An 18,212-nucleotide genomic window follows, 5' to 3' on the forward strand; every position below is an offset into this window, starting at 1 on the left:
CGTGGCTTTGGAGTACCGCGAATGGAAGGAAGGCGACGACCTCGCCCTCCTGGAGATCTGGGGTAGCCCGGAGACCCTTCCCGCCGAGCAGTTCCGTGCCGCCTTGGCGCCGTCGGGCAACCAGCCTTGGCGCCGGTGCATCGTGGCCGAGGACGTCGTGGACGGCGTACGGATTCCCGTTGCGGCAGGCGTCGTCCATGAGGCATCGTTGCACCCGGAACGCCTTTGGGTTTACATCGAGGTTGCCAAGGACCACCGCCGGGAAGGCGTGGGCGCCACCCTGCTGACCATGCTTCGACGCGAAGCCGGCAACTCGCCGTCGGGCGTTTCCAAGCTGCGCAGCAAGGTGGAACCGGGAACTGCTGGTGCGGCATTTGCTGCGGCTGCGGGACTGGCACCCATCCAACGTTCGCAGTTGGTGGTTGTGGAACCTGAGCCTCTGTCCTTGCCGAGGTTCGGCGACGGTTCAGAGGAAGCTGCGTCAGAGCGTGTGGAGGACCTGGCGACTGGTTCTGTTGAGCTGAGCGATGTTGTGGGTAAGTACTACTCGCACGTCCACCACTGGGACAGCCCGGGGGAGCTGGGCATTGCAACGGTTCAGCGCTTGTTCCTGCACGACCTGACAGGTGCCCATGGCGCAATAGTCCTGCGCGCGCCCAAGGCCAGTGCTTTCGGCGCGGGCGTTCCGGCGAGCCGCAAGGGAAAAATCCAGGCGTTCGCCATCAGTTACGCCCAGGGCAACTCCGACGAACCGTCGGACGTCTTCCTGGGCCATGATCCTGAGCTGTCCGCCGACGATGCGTCGGCAGCGGTGAGGGACTTGCTGGCACTGATTGCCTACCAGCATCCCGTGTTGTTGGAAGTTGACGAATCGATGACGGCCCTGCGGAGTGTGCTCACTCCGTTGCTGGAATCAGGCAAGGCCCACGCGCGAGGTGCGGATACGTTGATCGTGAGCGACTGACCACTGTTTCCGCACGTCAGGATCCTGCCTTCCGCTGGCCACAGGGAGGGCAGGATCCTTGTCCCGAAGATAATGAATACGATTCCGCCCGCGCTGTCTTCAACGCCATGGTGGATAAACGTCCCGCGGGGATTATCCGAGTTGCCCAAGTCTCCGATGTCATCGCCGGGGTGAACTTTGCCCGCGAAAACGCCATGCCGTTGGCCATCAGGGGTGGTGGGCGCAGCGCGCCGGGGTTCGGTACCTGGGACGATGCCTTGGTGCTGGACTTCGTCAACCGCACAGGCGTCAGGGTGGACCCGGAAGCGCGCACGGCCCGCGCCGAGGCGGGAACCACCTGGGCCGACTTCAACCACGCCACGCATGCCTTTGGGCTGGCAACCACTGGCGGGATCGTTGGGTCCACCGGAGTGGCAGGACTGACGCTGGGCGGCGGGATCGGGTACCTCACCCGGAAATATGGCTTGTCCTGCGACAACCTGGTCTCCGCGGATGTGGTGACCGCTGACGGCAACTTCCTGGTCGTCAACAAAGACCGCAACGAGGACCTGTTCTGGGCCATCCGCGGCGGTGGCGGAAACTTTGGCGTGGTCACCTCGTTGGAGTTCCAACTCCATCCCGTGGACATGGTCTACGCAGGCATCATCATCTACGGAGCTGAGAATATCCCCACGGTGGCCCGCTTCTACCGGGAGTACATAGCGTCTGCGCCGGAGGAATTCGGAGCCTTCCTCGGATTCCACCAGGGACCGCCGGTGCCGTTCCTTCCTGAGGAATGGCATGGCAAGTCGGTTTGCGAGGTGGTGGGAATGTGGACGGGCGATCCGGCCGAAGGCGAGGCACGCTGGCAGCCATTCCTTGATGCCGCGCCAGTGGCGGGATCGATGGTGGGTCCCATGCCCTATCCGGCCCTCAACGTGGCCTTCGACGGACTGAACCAGAAAGGGATGCAGGGCTATTGGAAGGCCAACTTCCTGAAGGATCTCAATGACGGTGCAATCGACACCCACGCCGAATTCGGGGCGACCGTAACCAGCGTCAACACCTCGGTGCACGTCTATCCAATTGACGGAGCCGTTTCCCGGGTGGGAGTCCAGGACACCGCCTTTGCCCATCGCGACATGAAGTTTTCACCGGTCATCGCCACCCAGTGGCCGGACCGGGCGGACAATGAGTCCAACATCGCCTGGGCCCGTCAGTACGCGGCGGCTCTCGCGCCACATTCGGAGGCCGGCGGTTATATCAATTTCATGGACTCCGAGGACCAGAACCGGGTAGCGGACAACTATGGGCCAAATTGGGAGAGGCTTGTAGCCATCAAGGCAAAATACGACCCCGGAAACCTCTTCCGGGTGAACCAGAACATCGCGCCTGCCTGAGGCATCCCTGAGCCGCCCGCGGGAGGCGGAGGACGCCGGCCTTCCCGCGTAGGGTTGAGGCATGAGGTTTTGCTGCTGATGGGCCACGGTCACTCCCACGGTCATTCTGAAAGTTCCGAGCCAACCCCGCAGGCTCTTGCCTCGCGGAAGAGGGCCAACTGGATATTGGCGGCCATACTTGTTCCGCTGGGCGTCCTGACCCTGGTGGCCATGATGGTCATGTGGCCCTCGGGCAGTCGGGAAGGGATCACTTTCTCAAGCCCATACCAGGCTGCCCCGGGCGTCACGTTCGATACCGGCCGGATCCAGAGCGTGGTGGTGGAAAGCTGCACGCAAACCGGTCAGGCTGACGCCGGCCAGGCTGACACCGGCCAGACCGACCCCAATCAAAGCGGCCAGGCCGGGGGGTCGCAGTGCACGTTCGCCTTTACGGAGCCGGACAAGGGCGGGGACGTAGTCAAGGTTGTCATCAACCCTGACGTTGCCATGTCGCACGGCGTGGACGTGGGGGACACCATCCGGTACCTGAACCTCTCCGCGGTCCAGGGTGCCAACGCCGGCAGCGGTGCTCCTGCATATGTTTTCGTCGACTTCGTCCGCAGCATTCCCATCGCGATGCTGGCCGTCCTGTACGCGGCGGTGGTCATCGCGGTTGCCCGTTGGCGCGGCTTCCGGGCGCTCCTTGGGTTGGTGGGTGCGTACTTCGTCCTGGTCAGCTTCATCCTGCCCGGATTGGTGGAGGGCAAGCCCCCGTTGCTGCTGGCGTTGGTGGGGTCCACGGTGATCATGATCGGGGTCCTGTATTTTGCGCACGGGTTCTCGGCGCGAACGTCCACGGCCTTATTGGGGACCATTTTTGGGCTCAGCATCACAGCGCTGCTGGCGGCGTGGGCCACGGACGCCGCCAACCTGGCCGGCGTCGGAAACCACGACGCCTCAACGCTGGTGAACATGTCGAGCCAGATCTCCATCTCCGGGATCATTCTCTGCGGCCTGATCATTTCCGGCCTGGGCGTGCTTAACGACGTCACCATCACCCAGTCATCGGCAGTGTGGGAACTCTATGAACTGGCGCCCAACACCAGCGCCCGCAAGCTGTTCACCTCGGCCATGCGGATCGGCCGGGACCACATCGCCTCCACGGTGTACACCATTGCTTTTGCCTACGCGGGCGCAGCCCTTCCGATTCTCATCATCGTGATGCTCTACGACCGCCCGTTGGCTGAAGCGCTCACCAGTGCCGAACTGTCCGAGGAAGTCATCCGTACGTTGGTGGGTTCCATCGGCCTGGTCCTCGCGATCCCGGTTACCACGCTGATCGCGGTGCTGGTGGTCAAGGCGACCGGTATGAAGCGCCTCGCCTCTGTGTACGTGCCGTCGGTCAGTCCCGACGACGTGGACGACACCGGCGCGCTGGCCGCAGCGGCCGCCGTCGTGCGTTCCGACGAGCACGACGAACACGACGTCGGGATCCGCCTCGATGCTCCCGGCAAGCCTGCGCGGCCGGGCAGCCGCCGCGCCCAACGCGAAGCGGAGCGGCGCAGGACCGACTAAGCACTCATGACATTTGTCATCCCGGATGCATGACACCCGCTACGGGCGTGTGTGCTTCATCGCGGCTTGAATTGGTACACCAGACCACTTCCAGGGAGAGCCATGACAATGACAGGCGTGCCGGCCGTTCGCGCTGCCGGACTTCACAAGAGCTTCGGGAAGGTCCACGCCGTCCGCGGCCTGGACCTGACGGTGCAGCAGGGCGAGGTCGTGGCCTTCCTGGGACCCAACGGAGCCGGCAAGACCACCACCATCGACATGATCCTGGGGCTCACCACGCCGGACAGGGGCGAAGTCTCCGTCTTCGGCCGCACGCCACGGGCCGCGATTTCCAGGGGACAGGTGGCGGCGGTGATGCAAACGGGCGGTTTGCTGCGCGACATCAGCGTTCGCGAGACCGTACAGCTCACCGCGGCAATGTTCGATTCCTCGCGCCCTGTGGACGAAGTCCTCACGCGCGCAGGCATCCTGGACATCGCTGACCGAAAGGTGGAGAAGTGTTCGGGAGGCCAACAGCAGCGCCTGCGCTTTGCCATGGCTTTGGTCTCCGACCCCGGGCTGCTCATCCTGGACGAACCAACCACCGGCATGGATGTGGCCGGACGCCGCGATTTTTGGTCCGCCATCCGGGCTGATGCGTCGCGGGGACGCACTGTCATCTTCGCTACCCACTACCTCGAGGAAGCCGACGCCTACGCCGATCGCATCGTCCTGGTCCGACAAGGAACCATCGTTGCCGACGGCACGGCGGCACAGGTCAAGAACCTGGCCTCCGGAAGGACTGTGCGGGCAACGCTGCCATCGGGGGACCGGGCGCTGCTGGCCGGGCTGCCGCCGGCAGCCAACGTGGAGTACGACGCCGGACGCGTCACCGTCCGTACTTCCGACTCGGACTCAGTAGTCCGCTACCTGCTCAACAACACCGGCGCCCACGACCTTGAAGTGGTCGCCCACAACCTGGAGGAGGCGTTCGTGGCACTGACCGCGGACGAACCCGGCACGGATGCCGACCGGCACGCACTCGAAGGAGACCGGGCATGAGCCAGGCAACCGCCATCCAGGACCGGAAACCCTCAGCCGGCGGCATCAACCGCACCTTCCTGTGGATCGAGATCAAGCGGATGCTCCGAAACCGCAGGACCGTCATCTTTACCGTCCTGATGCCGGCCATCTTCTTCTTCATCTTTGGGCTGTCCAACAAGGACCAACTGCTTCCCAACGGCCATAGCTACGGGCAGTACATCCTGATCAGCCTCACCGTCTATGCGGCCATGACGGCAGCCACGGGGGCGGGCAGCCAGGTGGCCGTTGAGCGGGCGCAAGGCTGGAGCCGGCAACTGCGGCTCACCCCGCTCCTGCCGGGGGCCTACATTGCCGTCAAGGCAGCGGCGGCGCTGACCTTGTCCCTGGTAGCCGTCATTGCCCAATTCGTCATTGGTGCCTTGGCCGGGGTGACCATGGACCCGCAGATCTGGCTGACCGCAGGCCTGGTTGCCTGGTTGGGTTCACTCGTCTTCGCCGCCCTTGGCTTGTTCGTCGGGTACCTCATGCCAAGCCAGAACGTCATGCAGATCCTTGGCCCGGCGCTCGCCATCCTGGCCATGCTCGGAGGGCTGTTCATGCCCATTGAGATCATGGGTGACACCTTCGGCGAGATTGCGAAGTTCACACCGGCCTACGGGATCGGGCAGCTTGCGCGCAGCCCCATCACCGGCGAGTTCGATGCCATCTGGATCGTCAACGTGCTGGCGTGGCTGGCTATCTTCGTTGGCGGGGCAGCCATGGCTTTCCGCCGTGACACCAAGCGTGTCTGACCACGTCCTGCAGTGACTAAGGTGGGATCCATGACCAGCCCGAGCCTTGGCGACACGTTCCGTGGGCCCGGACCCCGCAAATGGTTCGTCGGTGCCGGATTCTCCATCATCCTCTGGGCCTGGCCCACGTGGAACCTTGTGTGGTCCGTCGATGAACCAGTGCTGTGGAAAGTGGCAGCCTCTGCAGCCCTGGTTGCCTTCTTCGCTGCCTACGCCGTCCTGCCGATGTTCAGCCGGCGCCGCGGAACCCGGACGGGACTCGCTTGTACGGGGATCCTGCTGGCATTGAACGGCCTGGTCATTCTCCTGGTCGGCAAAGAGGCACTGTGGACCTGGCCGTTCCTCGCATGTGCCATCGCCATGACCGTGCTGCCGCCGCGCGTGGACTTTGCCCTCATTGTTGCCATGGCCGCCGTGTCCTTGGCGACGGAACTGACAACCGGTACCCCCGAGCAGGCGTTTTTCCAGCCGGCCCTCATCCTGTCGCTCGGCTTCATGATGTCCTCCTTTGCACGGCTGATCCGGCAGACGGTCCAGCTTCGCGAGGCACAAACCGAACTGGCCGACGCCGCAGTGGCTGCGGAGCGCAGCCGCGTAGCGCGGGACATGCACGACATCCTGGGGCACTCTTTGACCGTAATCGCTGTCAAAGCGGAGCTGGCCGGGCGGTTGATGGAAGGATCAGCCCCGGATCCGGCCATGGACAGGGCCGCCGCGGAAATCAGCGATGTGCAGGACCTCGCCCGCGGTGCGCTCGCAGATGTCCGGGCAACCGTGGCCGGTTATCGGGGAGTGAACGTCCTCGCTGAGCTTGCAGTGGCCCGGACAGCACTCGAGTCGGCAGGTATCAATGCCGAACTCCCCGGCACGGTGGAGCAAGTGCCGGCCAGGCACCGGGAACTTTTCGGTTGGGTACTCCGGGAAGGCGTCACGAATGTGGTGCGGCACTCAGGCGCCGGCCGCTGCCGGGTCCTGTTGACGCCGTCGAGCGTGTTGGTGGAGGACGACGGCGTGGGGCCGGGTGCCGCGGAGTCTTTCGGTAACGGACTGGCTGGGATACAGGAAAGAACAGCGGCGGCCGGTGGAAGCGTCAGCGTCGGCAGGAGTGACCTGGGAGGGTTCAGATTGGCAGTTGAAGTATGACTATCCGGTTGGTGATAGCCGACGACCAAGCGTTGGTCCGCGGGGCTTTGGCCGCTTTGCTGGGACTTGAGCCGGACATCGAGGTGGTTGCTGAGCTGGGTGACGGAACAGGAGTCGCGGACGCCGTCGTGGAACTCGCTGCGGATGTGGCGATGCTCGACGTCGAGATGCCCGGGCTGGATGGCATCAGTGCCGCGGCTGCGGTCCGACGGGCGTCGCCTTCGTGCCGGGTCCTCATGGTCACCACGTTTGGCCGGCCGGGCTACCTCAAGCGGGCCATGCAGGCCGGGGCCTCGGGCTTCGTGGTCAAGGACACGCCTGCGCGCCAGCTGGCCGAGGCTGTCAGGCGTGTGCACCGCGGCCTGCGTGTGGTGGATCCCGTGCTCGCCGCTGAATCGTTGACCTCCGGCGACAGTCCACTGACCGAACGTGAGGCGGACGTACTTCGGGCAGCGTCGGACGGCGGCACCGTGGCAGACATTGCCAAAGCCGCGATGCTCTCCGAGGGGACAGTGCGGAACTACCTGTCCGCGGCCATGGCCAAGACCGGCGGAAGGACCAGGGCCGAAGCGGTCCGGTTGGCCGAGGATAACGGCTGGCTTCTCTAGGGCGTCCCACCGATTTGCCCGCATTTGCAACAATGGATGGGTGACTGTAGTAGCGACGCCCCCTGCACCAAAGCTCGAGCTCCCGCCATTGAAGCTCGGTGGGATCACCGTGGACACCCCGGTAATCCTCGCCCCCATGGCGGGCATCACCAACTCTGCCTTCCGCAGGCTCTGCCGTGAGTACGGCGGCGGCATGTACGTGGCCGAGATGGTGACATCGCGTGCCCTGGTGGAGCGGACGCCCGAATCGCTGCGCATCATCTCGCACGATGAAGACGAGAAAGTCCGCTCCGTGCAGCTCTACGGCGTGGATCCGGTGACGGTTGGTGCGGCAGTGCGCATGCTCGTCGAAGAGGACCGGGCTGATCACATCGACCTGAACTTTGGGTGCCCGGTGCCCAAAGTCACCCGACGCGGTGGCGGTTCCGCCCTGCCGTGGAAGATCGACCTCTTCACGTCCATCGTCAATACAGCAGTCAAGGAAGCCTCCAAGGGCGGCATCCCGCTGACCATCAAAATGCGCAAGGGCATCGATGAGGACCACCTGACGTACCTCGACGCGGGCCGCATCGCCCGGGACGCGGGAGCGGCCGCCGTCGCCCTGCACGGCCGAACCGCCGCACAGTTCTATTCCGGCCAGGCCGACTGGTCCGCCATTGCCCGCCTCCGCGAGGCATTGCCTGACATCCCGGTGCTGGGCAACGGCGACATCTGGTCCGCTGAGGACGCTGTCCGCATGGTCCGGGAAACCGGTGTGGACGGCGTCGTCGTCGGCCGCGGTTGCCAGGGGCGCCCGTGGCTGTTCGGTGACCTGCAGGCCGCCTTTGAAGGCAGCGACCAGCGCCACCGCCCGGGACTCCGTGAAGTAGCCGAGGGCGTGTACCGGCACGCCGAACTGATGGTGGAGACATTCGGAAACGACGAATACAAAGCTCTCCGCGAGATCCGCAAGCACATGGCTTGGTACTTCAAGGGCTACGTGGTGGGCGGGGAACTGCGTGCCAAGCTGGCTACCGTGCCCACCCTGGAAGTCCTGCGCGAATACCTTGAAGAATTGGACATGGACTCGCCCTACCCCGGCGTCGACTCAGAGGGTCCCCGCGGCCGCGCCGGCTCGCCCAAAAAGCCTGCATTGCCCAAGGACTGGCTGGTCAGCCGTCAGCTGAACGCGGAACAGAGCCGGGAAATCTCTGCAGCGGAGCTGGACGTTTCGGGCGGCTAGCCTCACACGTGTAAGACTGACTCAAGAAGCTCCACACCCCGGCGCTTGAAGGAGGCAGATACCCATGGGAACCGAAGCAGTGCTTGGCCACAACGGAACCAGTCACGATTATGTGTTGGCCATTCCCGGATATGCCGAGGCGGATTCAGCACGGTGGGTCGAAGAGTCCCGCAAGACTACGTACCGTTCGGACTTTGAACGGGACCGTGCCAGGGTCCTGCATTCCTCGGCCTTGCGCAGGCTCGGCGCCAAGACGCAGGTAGTTGCCCCGGATACGGACGACTTCGTCCGCACCCGGCTGACCCACAGCCTCGAAGTCGCACAGGTTGGCCGTGAGCTTGGCCGTTCCTTGGGCTGCGATCCTGACGTCGTGGACACCGCCTGCCTGAGCCACGACCTCGGCCACCCGCCCTTCGGCCACAACGGCGAATCCGCCCTGAACGAGGTGGCACACACCATCGGTGGCTTCGAAGGCAACGCCCAAACACTGCGCCTGCTGACCCGTCTCGAACCCAAGGTCCTTAGTGAGGACGGCAGGCCCGCTGGACTCAACCTGACCCGCGCCAGCCTGGACGCCGCGTCCAAGTACCCGTGGTCCGCCGTCGATGCCCCCGTCATCCACGGCCACCGCACCAGCAAGTTCGGCGCCTACGAAGACGACCTTCCCGTGTTTGAGTGGCTGCGTGAAGGCGCCCCCGGAAACCGCTCCTGCATCGAGGCCCAGGTGATGGACCTCGCCGACGACATTTCGTACTCGGTCCACGACGTCGAAGACGCTATCGTCGCGGGCCACTTCCAGCTCAAATGGATGGAGAACCCGGACCACCGGGCGCGCGTGGTGGGTTACACCAAACAGTGGTACTTGCCGCACAACGACCCCGCCGAAATCGATGCGGCCCTGGCCCGTTTGGAGGCCACCAAGGTCTGGGTCCGCGAGGCCGATGGCAGCCGGAAGTCCATGGCCGCCCTGAAGGACATGACCAGCCAGTTGATCGGCCGGTTCTGCCAGAGCGCAATGGAAACCACCCGGGCACACTTCGGGCCCGCCAACCTGACCCGCTACGACGCCGAACTCATGGTGCCAGAGGACACCGTCACCGAGATCGCAGTCCTCAAGGGCCTTGCGACCACCTTCGTCATCTCCACGGACCACCGCCAGCCGGTATACGAACGCCAGCGCGAGGTGCTGCACGCGCTCGTTGGTGTCTTGAACGCCACAGGCGACCGTCACCTGGAACCGATGTTCGCTGCGGACTGGCGCGACGCCGTCGACGACGGTGCCCGGCTGCGCGTGGTGATCGACCAGGTCGCGTCGCTGACGGATGTCTCCGCGCTGGCCATGTATGAGCGCCTCGTGGGGAGCCTTCCGTCCCTTTGGTGAGGCCTGGGCCGCGGGCCCGGAGATACAGCCCAGGGGACACAGGCCGAGAGACTAGGATGGTCACGTGGCTGGCCTGATCAAACGTGAAGATATCGACGAAGTACGCCAGCGCACGGACATCAAGGAAGTCGTTGACGGATACGTCACGCTCAAGGGCGCGGGGCTCGGCAGCTTCAAGGGGTTGTGCCCTTTCCACGACGAACGATCACCCTCCTTCACCGTCCGCCCACAAGTGGGCAGGTACCACTGCTTCGGCTGCGGCGAGGACGGCGACGCGATCTCCTTCGTCCAGAAAATGGACCACAGCTCGTTCCACGAGGCCGTCGAGAAGCTGGCCGCGAGGATCGGCTACGAGCTGCGCTACGAGGACGGCGGTACCGGTCCCAGCCGCGAGGAAGTGGGCAAGCGCCAACGCTTGCTGGACGCCCACAAGATCGCCGATGAGTTCTTCCGCGCCCAGCTGCTCACTCCCGGGGCGGCCGAAGGACGGAACTTCCTGGATGGCCGCGGCTTTGACCGCGCGGCCGCTGAGCACTTCGGTGTGGGCTATGCCCCGCAGGGCTGGGACGCTCTCCTGAAGCACCTTCGTGGCCGTGGGTTCACTGACGCTGAGTTGAAACTCACGGGCATGTTTTCTGAGGGGAACAGGGGCATCTACGACCGCTTCCGGGGAAGACTCATCTGGCCCATCCGCGACATCGCCGGCGACACCATCGGCTTCGGCGCCCGCAAGCTCTACGAGGACGATCAGGGCCCCAAGTACCTGAACACCCCGGAGACCACGCTCTACAAGAAATCCCAGGTCCTCTACGGCATCGACATCGCCAAGCGGAACATCGCCAAGGAGCGCCAACTGGTGGTGGTGGAGGGGTACACCGACGTTATGGCCTGCCACCTCGCAGGAGTCACGACGGCGGTGGCCACCTGCGGTACTGCATTCGGCACCGAACACATCAAGGTCGCCCGGCGGCTGCTTTCGGACGACGGCAGCGGCGGGGAGGTCATCTTCACGTTCGACGGTGATGCCGCCGGCCAGAAGGCTGCCCTGAGGGCTTTTGAAGAAGACCAGCGCTTCACGGCCCAGACCTACGTCGCGGTGGAGCCTTCGGGGGCCGATCCCTGTGATCTTCGTCAACTCAAGGGTGACGCGGCTGTGCGAGACCTCATCGGAACCCGGAAACCGCTCTTCGAGTTTGCCATCCGGGCCACCCTCCGCCGGCACAACCTGGACACCGTGGAAGGCCGCGTGGCGGCGCTGCGGGAAGCCGCCCCCGTAGTGGCGCAGATCAGGGACTCCGCCACGAGACCCGGTTACACGCGCGAGCTGGCCGGCTGGCTGGGCATGCCCATCGAGGAAGTCAGCCGATACGTTGGGGCGGCCGCCAAGCGCGTCGCCTCGGGCGGAAGTGCGTCTGGTTCCTCCGGCGCAGCTGAGCAATCCACGACCGCACCAGCACCGGCGTCGAGCGGTCCTGTTTTCCAACGGCCCGATCCCAGGGACCCGATAGCGGGTATGGAACGCCAGGCCCTGGAAGTTGTCCTCCAGGAGCCCGCGGTGCTTGGTGGGGGAGCGTGGGAACGTTTCGAGGCCTCATACTTTGCCACGCCTGCCTATGCTGCCGTTCATACCGCAGTGCGTGCCGCTGGCCTCGCCCATGCGGCTGATCCTGATCCTGTGGCGTGGGTGGAGCAGGTCCGCCAGGAAGTTCCCGAGCCGCTGAGGCCTTTGGTGTCCGAACTTGCCGTCACACCATTGCCCGCCAGCACGCCCGAAGCCATGCAGAGGTACTGCCGTGACATCCTGGCCCGCCTCTTCGAACTGCAGATCACACGCATCAAAGCAGACAAGATGGGCCAGTTGCAGCGCTTGGACGCGGGAGCCAACCCGGAGGAATTCCAGCGGCTGAACCGGGAGCTCATGCAGTTGGAAATGGAACGTCGCGCGCTGCGTTCCGACGGCTGAGAACCTCGATTTCGTTTTCCGGCGGGCCCCTGTTAAGCTAGTAACCGCTTCATTCCTCCGTAGCTCAATTGGCAGAGCATTCGACTGTTAATCGAAGGGTTACTGGTTCAAGTCCAGTCGGAGGAGCGCGCAATACCCCCATTCCGGTGATTCGGAATGGGGGTATTTTTTATACCCCCAGGGGGTATGTCGGGCCGATTTCGCATTCCGGTAGAACCTTTGCTAAAGTCATAACCGCTTCATTCCTCCGTAGCTCAATTGGCAGAGCATTCGACTGTTAATCGAAGGGTTACTGGTTCAAGTCCAGTCGGAGGAGCACAAGGACCCCGTGCCGGCTTCCCGCCGGTGCGGGGTTCGTCTTTTTCAGACGAAATCCATCTCCACTTGCAGGAAGCGGGCTGCCTCAGCCACGGCTGCCAGGAAGGAATCCTGTTCCGTGGGCGGGGTCCTGGGTTCGCGGGGATGCCACTCGTGCGCGGCCGAGTAGACGCGGGTGAAGCCGCCACCGGGTGGTGCGTAGAAAATTCCGAAACGCTGGACCGGCCACTCAGGCGAGGTCTCGGGCGCAACCAGCAGGGCTGCGTCGGCTTCGGGGTTGTACCACTGGGCAATGGGGCGGCGCCGGTCATCCGTGAAGAGTCCGGCGGCGTAGAGGGCGGCCGACTGCGGGCTGGTCACTGAGCACAGACGATCCCACCACAACGGCAGGATGCGTTCATCCCGTCGCTGCCATGGTGCCGGTAGCGGCTGCAGCTCTTGCCAATGTGGCACACCTCAACTTTATCGCCGGTGCGTGGCGTGCAAAAGGGTTCTAGCGCGAGAGCCCCAGCCGCGGGTAGAGCACTTCGAAGCCTTTGGTGAGGCCCGCGTTCAGGGCGATACCCACGTGTCCACCATTGGGGACCTCGTAGTACGTCACCGTCATGCCTGATGCTCGCGCCGCTGCGGAGACGGCCTTGGCGGCGGCCACGTACGTCACGTCGTCGGAGCCAACGGTGAAGACGGCCGTGGTGTCGGGGAATTGCTTGCCTTGCATGATGTTGATGGGCTTCTGGGCGTCGTAGTCCGCCTGGTTGCCGCCGAAGATGGTTGCAAGATTGCCTGCCGGGTCCTCGGCTCCCGGGAACTCTTCACCGGAGATGTCCACCACGTTGCCCCACATTTTCGGGTATTTGACGGCGAAGGAGATGGCGCACTGGCCGCCGTTGGAGTAACCGGCGATGGTCCAGTGCTCGCGGTCCTGAAGGATGTTCAGGTTGGCTTTGGCCCAGTTCACCACGTCCTCATTGATGTACTTCTCCACGTTGCCGAACTTGGCAGTGTCCAAGCAGAGGTTGTCGTCCTCATCGGGGCCGATCTGGTCCGCGACGATCGCAATCGGAGCCAAGCCGTTGTTCTTCGCCGCGAATTCATCCAGCGCGGCCGATACGTACTGGGGGTCAGGAAGCCCTGGTTGGCCCATCATCAAGACGAACAGGGGCAGCCGAGGCGGGTTGTCCGTCAGGGCCGCGGGAGGCAGGTAGATGCCGGCGGGCCTGGCGTTGAAACCAGACACCGTGGCCGGTATCACCTGCGTGCCAACTTCGCCCTTGGTTGGCATGGTGGACGGGGGTTTCCAACTTTGCCAGAGCGGACCTGTGGGGATGGACGCATCCGGGTTCGGCTTGTTCAGCTGGATGGCCCCTTCGGTGGAGATCCCCAACGCCGAGCCCAACGTCTTGTTCAGTCCGAACTCGGTGTTGATACCCAGGGCCGCGACCAGGAGGAACACCGGAATGGAGAGTGCGGCCACCACTTTCCGCCACGGCCGGCTATGGCGGAAGCTGACCGAGGCCAGGCCGAGCGCGGCGAAGCAGGAGATCGCCCAGAACCACACACGTGGTGTCAGGCCCACGTGGAAGACGTCCATGACGTCTTCAACGAGCCACACGGTCAGCCACCCCAGCAGCGCAGCCGCCACAACGGCAATGATCGAAGTGAGCGCCCATCGCGCAGTCGGCCTGAGGAACAGCACCAGGAAGAACACGACGCCGATCGCCCCGGCAATGGTCATCACTACAGGGCCGCTGATCTCAAGTTTCAGGATGTCGTCCATGGCTAGGAAATCCGCCCGGGCCTCATGCGGCGGGCTCCCTGGCTACCATCTGGCGCAGCAGGCCTGCGCTTTGCGCGGGGGAGAGGCCGGGAAGATAAGCGGAGCCCACAGCGAGACCGATGGATGGCAACGCCAAGGGATCCTGGTAATACATGTACAACGTCCGGTGCTCCGGCTGGAACCGTGACTTGAAAGCGGCCAAGGACTTAAAGCCGTACATGGGTTCGAGTGCATTTCCGAGCAACGCCAGGACCCGGTCCAGGGAACTCCGGTCACCCTCAACAACGTCAGCCCCGGCATTGGCGAGCGGCGAGCCGGACAAGGAGATCTGCGGGACTTCTTCCCTGAAATGGGTCACAGCGGAGGCAATGAGGAATTCCATGACGCCCTTGAAACCCGTGGTCCGGCGCCGCATGAAGTCCAGGGTCCATCCGGAGATGACGCCGTTGCGGAACACAGGCAACCAACTGGTGACGCCGTGGACCAAGCCTTCATCATCCACTGCCACGCAGCAGAGCACTTCGGGATCCTTCAATTCGTTCAGGCCACCCAAGGTGAAGCCCATTTCGGGGAGGGCTTTGTCCGCTACCCATTCTTCGGAGATCTCCGCCAGTTGCGCCCTGGTGCCCGGGGGCATCGCGTGATAGGGATACCAGTGGTCCTTGATGGACAGCTTGTCCGCCCGGTTCAAGGCTGTGCGGACGTTCTGCCATTCTTTGCCCTTGAACGTCATGGCCTGGACGTTGAGGAGGGTCTCTTCCGCCACTTCCAGCTTTCGGAATCCCCTGGGAAGGAGCGGACCGTCCAGCTCCGCGGTGGCTGAATAGAAGCACGGGGTGAGACCCAGTCCGGCGCAGTGTCTCAGGAACCCCGTGGCTGCGTCCGCATGGTGTTCGTCCGCGCCGAAAGGACCGGCAACGGTAAGTGCCACGCCGTTGTGTACCTGATAAGCAACGCCGGCCTTCCGGTCCGGTGTGAACCAGTACTGGTTGTTGTCCCACAAAGCCATCCAGGACAGCGTGCCACCGCCATCGTGGAGCAACTCCCGGGTGTGGCCCAGGTCAGCTGCCGGATCCGTGGCAAGCTGCCTGAACCGCCGGAAGTTGTTCAAGACCAACACCAGGATGCAGAGCCAGATGATGTCCCCGCCCAGACCGTACACCACGGTGCTCAACAGGCCTTGCGGGAGAGCGACGACAAAGGGAACCGGGAAGGGAACCAGGATGTGCGTTAACTGCCCGGCGAGGTCCCACAGAGTCGAGCGTCCCGGATTGCCTTCGACGAACCAGAACGCCACATAGAGAACTATCGCAGCGACGGCCAGGATCAGTGAGGTCCTGCCCAGGACCCTGTATCCGGCGTCGCTGGATTCCACCCGGAACTTGTGCCGGTTGGCCAGCAGCAACGCCACGATGATCACGGGGGCGAGAACAGCTGGGACCGCATAAAGCAGGAGGTAACCGAAGTCGTCATCGCCCAGAGTGACGTCCGGATCAGTGATGTATTGGACGATGGACAGGACCGTCACAGCGGCCAGGTACGCCTGGATCACGAGTGTCAGGCGGTACGCCAGGCGGCGGCCGCGGCGAAGCCCCTCGGCGCAAACCAGCAGCAAGAGGACCGGGATCAGTGTCAGGATTGCTGCGCCGAAGCTTTGCACGCCCACGATGCTTTGCAGGGCGACGCAGTTGTTGTCGTTGTTACAGGCTTCCTTGACTTCGTCGGCGTCAGGACTGGCTTGGAGCATGACCTCCGAGACTACGGACAGGGGCCCGATTTCCCACGTCCCGGTGAGTTGCGTCAGCAAAGGTCCGACCGCGAAGACGCCCACCACGGTGCCCACCAGGAAACGGGTTTCACGGAGAGTTGAGGAATGCAGCGATCCTGCCCGGCGCCGGAGCACCAGCGATTGGACAGCCCAGCCGGCCACGGTGCCGATCACGGCGCCCGCAAGCGCCTGGAGAGTTTGGGCCACTCCTACGAACAGGGCGAACATCAGCGTGGCGGCCAACAGCCACGTCCTTAGCCGCCGACGCCATAGGGCGTCCAGTGCCGCCGTCGCACATCCCAGCGCGGCGGCAGCGCCGCCGTAGGAGCCCACCACGTATTCGCCACCCAGGAAACTGAGCCACTGGTCGCTGGCGTCGGTCCCGAAGGCAACCAAGGCGACAAGGACCAGGGCGCTGAGCGCTGATCCGCCTACGAAGGCGGCAAGGGCGAGCCACGGGCCCATGACGCGCTCGGCGATGCCCACGCCCACCAGGATCGCGGCAGCGCAGGCGAGGTAGTCGAGCAGGGAGGAGGCAAAGAAAGCGGACATGAATATGGACCACCAAGGTCCCGGGTCCACCGCCAATCCCAGGCCCACCTGGTCCAGCAAAGCCTCGCTGGGTCCGCTCAGCAGGCTTCCTGTCGCAGCCCCCAGAATCCACAGCAGTGCCACCAGGCCCAGCGTAAGGGGCAGTCGCCGCACTGTTGCCAAGCCGCGGACACCGCCCCGTAATCCCACAGCCGCGCTCATGTGATGTCCCCTTCACCGGTCCGGCGCCGGTTACCCCGGCTGGCCACCATTCTGCCTTGCGGGACGCTGTAAGGGGAGAGGCTGGACAGTCCCGACGGCGGCGGGTCGCGTTTTGCGCGGGGGGCCTAGTCCCGTTTCCAGGGACCGGGGTTCACCCTGTAGAGGACGGCGGCGCCAATGACGGCACCCAGAATCGCTCCGAACAGGGCACTTCCTGCGGCGCGGCCGATGAGCGCGCCGGCAGTGGCGCCAAGCAGGGCGCCGAGGAAGAGGCCCCTGCCGTTGCGGTGCGGTTTCTTGGTCATGATCTCAGCCTACGGGTGGGTTCCTAATGGATGGAGGGAACGGTGCGGGGCCGGACCACCAGCCAAAGGGCGGCGATCGCTCCAGTGATGCATGCGGCCATGACGGCCCCCATAGGGACTGCGGAGCTGACGCCCAGCCAGCCGACCACGGGAGGCACAATTCCGGCCATCATGAACTGCGATGCACCCAGGAGGGAGGCCGCCGTGCCTGCTTGGGCGCCGTGCTTGGCCAAGGACAGGACCTGAACGCACGGAAACATGAAGCCGGTTGCACAGATGTAGAACCACAACGGAATAAGAATGCCCCACAATCCCACGTGGAACAGGTCCAGAACGATGATCAGGATGGCCATGAACAGCATGAAGACCGTTGCTCCAGCCACGATCCACTGAGGGGCCACACGCCTGATCAGGCGTGAGCTGATCTGGACACCGGCAACAATGCCCAGGGAATTGATGCCGAACAGGATGCCGTATTCCTGAGGCGAAAAGCCGTAGATGTCCTGGAACAGGAAGGTCGAGGCCGAGAGGTAGGCGAACAATCCACCGAAGTTCAGGCTTCCCACCAGCACCATGCCGACAAAGATCCGGTCTGTCAGGACGGACTTGTAACGCTGTCCCACCGTGGTGGTGGATTTGCCCCGCTGGTCGGCCGGGAGTGTTTCGCGTATGAAGAAGATGGAGGCAAGGATCACCAGCAGGCCGTAGGCGGCCAGGAAGTAGAAAATGCCCGGCCACGGGAAGGCCAGCAGCAACTGCGAGCCGATGACCGGAGCCAGGATGGGAGCCAGGCCGTTGACCAGCGACATCCGCGAGAACATCCGGACCATGGAGTAGCCGTGGAAGAGGTCCCGGACCATGGCCATGGCCACCACGCCACCGCCTGCCGCGCCGATTCCCATGAGGACACGGAACAGGGACAGCATCCCGATGTCCGTTGCCAGCGCAGCACCGAGCGACGAACCAATGTGGACGGCTGTGGCAAGGATGAGCGGGAGACGGCGCCCCACTTTGTCGCTGAACGGTCCCACCACCAGTTGGCCAAGCCCGAAACCAACGGTGGTACCCGTCAGAGTGAGCTGGATGGCCGCAGCCGAGACGTCGAAACTTTCCTCCAGAGCCGGGAACGCCGGGAGGTAGAGGTCGATCGTGAAAGGACCCAGTGCGGTCAGGGCGCCCAGCAGGAGAATGTAGACAAGTTTTTCGCGTCGGCTCAGGGAGTCGCCCGGAGCAATGGGAGAGGTCACGATCATCTATCCTATG

15 protein-coding genes and 2 tRNA genes are annotated in these 18,212 nt (G+C 64.1%); 12 read left to right on the forward strand and 5 right to left on the reverse strand.

The features are described 5' to 3' along the window. Position 1: 1 nt before the first annotated feature. The 12 genes from GVL04_RS20175 (at position 2) to GVL04_RS20230 (ending at position 12,344) form a co-directional block, all read left to right on the forward strand. Positions 2-964, forward strand: a complete 963-nt coding sequence (locus GVL04_RS20175; RefSeq protein WP_159707848.1) for a GNAT family N-acetyltransferase — start codon at positions 2-4, stop codon at positions 962-964. A 107-nt stretch (positions 965-1,071) separates the two neighbouring features. Beyond that, positions 1,072-2,343, forward strand: a complete 1,272-nt coding sequence (locus GVL04_RS20180) for an FAD-binding oxidoreductase (RefSeq protein ID WP_159707850.1) — start codon at positions 1,072-1,074, stop codon at positions 2,341-2,343. 78 nt (positions 2,344-2,421) lie between these two features. Then, complete coding sequence (locus GVL04_RS20185; protein WP_159707852.1) at positions 2,422-3,897, forward strand: YibE/F family protein; 1,476 nt, start codon at positions 2,422-2,424, stop codon at positions 3,895-3,897. A 102-nt stretch (positions 3,898-3,999) separates the two neighbouring features. After that, positions 4,000-4,938 (forward strand): ABC transporter ATP-binding protein, encoded by a 939-nt coding sequence (locus GVL04_RS20190; RefSeq protein ID WP_159707854.1) that lies wholly within the window; start codon positions 4,000-4,002, stop codon positions 4,936-4,938. Then, positions 4,935-5,711 carry an ABC transporter permease gene (locus tag GVL04_RS20195; RefSeq protein ID WP_159707856.1) on the forward strand — a complete coding sequence of 259 codons (777 nt, stop codon included), beginning with the start codon at positions 4,935-4,937 and terminating at the stop codon, positions 5,709-5,711. The genes GVL04_RS20190 and GVL04_RS20195 overlap by 4 nt, the downstream gene beginning before the upstream one ends. 30 nt (positions 5,712-5,741) lie before the next feature. After that, a complete protein-coding gene (locus tag GVL04_RS20200) occupies positions 5,742-6,854 on the forward strand; it encodes a sensor histidine kinase (protein WP_159707858.1) in 1,113 nt (370 codons plus the stop codon). Continuing rightward, on the forward strand, positions 6,851-7,462 hold the full coding sequence (locus tag GVL04_RS20205) for a response regulator (RefSeq protein WP_159707860.1): 612 nt from the start codon (positions 6,851-6,853) through the stop codon (positions 7,460-7,462). The genes GVL04_RS20200 and GVL04_RS20205 overlap by 4 nt, the downstream gene beginning before the upstream one ends. A gap of 40 nt (positions 7,463-7,502) precedes the next feature. Beyond that, positions 7,503-8,684: a tRNA dihydrouridine synthase DusB gene (gene dusB, locus GVL04_RS20210; protein ID WP_159707862.1), complete on the forward strand. Its 1,182-nt coding sequence runs from the start codon at positions 7,503-7,505 to the stop codon at positions 8,682-8,684. Between the two features lie 64 nt (positions 8,685-8,748). After that, positions 8,749-10,065 (forward strand): deoxyguanosinetriphosphate triphosphohydrolase, encoded by a 1,317-nt coding sequence (locus GVL04_RS20215; RefSeq protein ID WP_159707864.1) that lies wholly within the window; start codon positions 8,749-8,751, stop codon positions 10,063-10,065. 64 nt (positions 10,066-10,129) lie between these two features. Beyond that, positions 10,130-12,028 (forward strand): DNA primase, encoded by a 1,899-nt coding sequence (dnaG, locus tag GVL04_RS20220; protein WP_159707866.1) that lies wholly within the window; start codon positions 10,130-10,132, stop codon positions 12,026-12,028. A 53-nt stretch (positions 12,029-12,081) separates the two neighbouring features. Continuing rightward, a tRNA-Asn gene (locus tag GVL04_RS20225) sits at positions 12,082-12,154 on the forward strand. Between the two features lie 117 nt (positions 12,155-12,271). Then, positions 12,272-12,344: transfer RNA gene (locus GVL04_RS20230), tRNA-Asn, on the forward strand. Positions 12,345-12,391: 47 nt separating this feature from the next. On the opposite strand, the gene GVL04_RS20235 is transcribed toward GVL04_RS20230, so the two are convergent. From GVL04_RS20235 to GVL04_RS20255, 5 genes are all read right to left on the reverse strand, one after another. Further along, positions 12,392-12,799 (reverse strand): hypothetical protein, encoded by a 408-nt coding sequence (locus GVL04_RS20235; RefSeq protein WP_159707868.1) that lies wholly within the window; start codon positions 12,797-12,799, stop codon positions 12,392-12,394. A 40-nt stretch (positions 12,800-12,839) separates the two neighbouring features. Then, complete coding sequence (locus tag GVL04_RS20240; protein WP_159707870.1) at positions 12,840-14,123, reverse strand: esterase family protein; 1,284 nt, start codon at positions 14,121-14,123, stop codon at positions 12,840-12,842. Between the two features lie 22 nt (positions 14,124-14,145). Then, complete coding sequence (locus GVL04_RS20245) at positions 14,146-16,644, reverse strand: bifunctional lysylphosphatidylglycerol flippase/synthetase MprF (RefSeq protein WP_159707872.1); 2,499 nt, start codon at positions 16,642-16,644, stop codon at positions 14,146-14,148. A 125-nt stretch (positions 16,645-16,769) separates the two neighbouring features. Next, positions 16,770-16,949 (reverse strand): glycine zipper domain-containing protein, encoded by a 180-nt coding sequence (locus GVL04_RS20250; RefSeq protein ID WP_089594322.1) that lies wholly within the window; start codon positions 16,947-16,949, stop codon positions 16,770-16,772. Positions 16,950-16,972: 23 nt separating this feature from the next. Continuing rightward, positions 16,973-18,202, reverse strand: a complete 1,230-nt coding sequence (locus GVL04_RS20255; protein WP_159707874.1) for a multidrug effflux MFS transporter — start codon at positions 18,200-18,202, stop codon at positions 16,973-16,975. Positions 18,203-18,212 lie beyond the last annotated feature (10 nt).

This window comes from Arthrobacter sp. 18067, assembly GCF_902706295.1.
GTDB lineage: Bacteria > Actinomycetota > Actinomycetes > Actinomycetales > Micrococcaceae > Arthrobacter.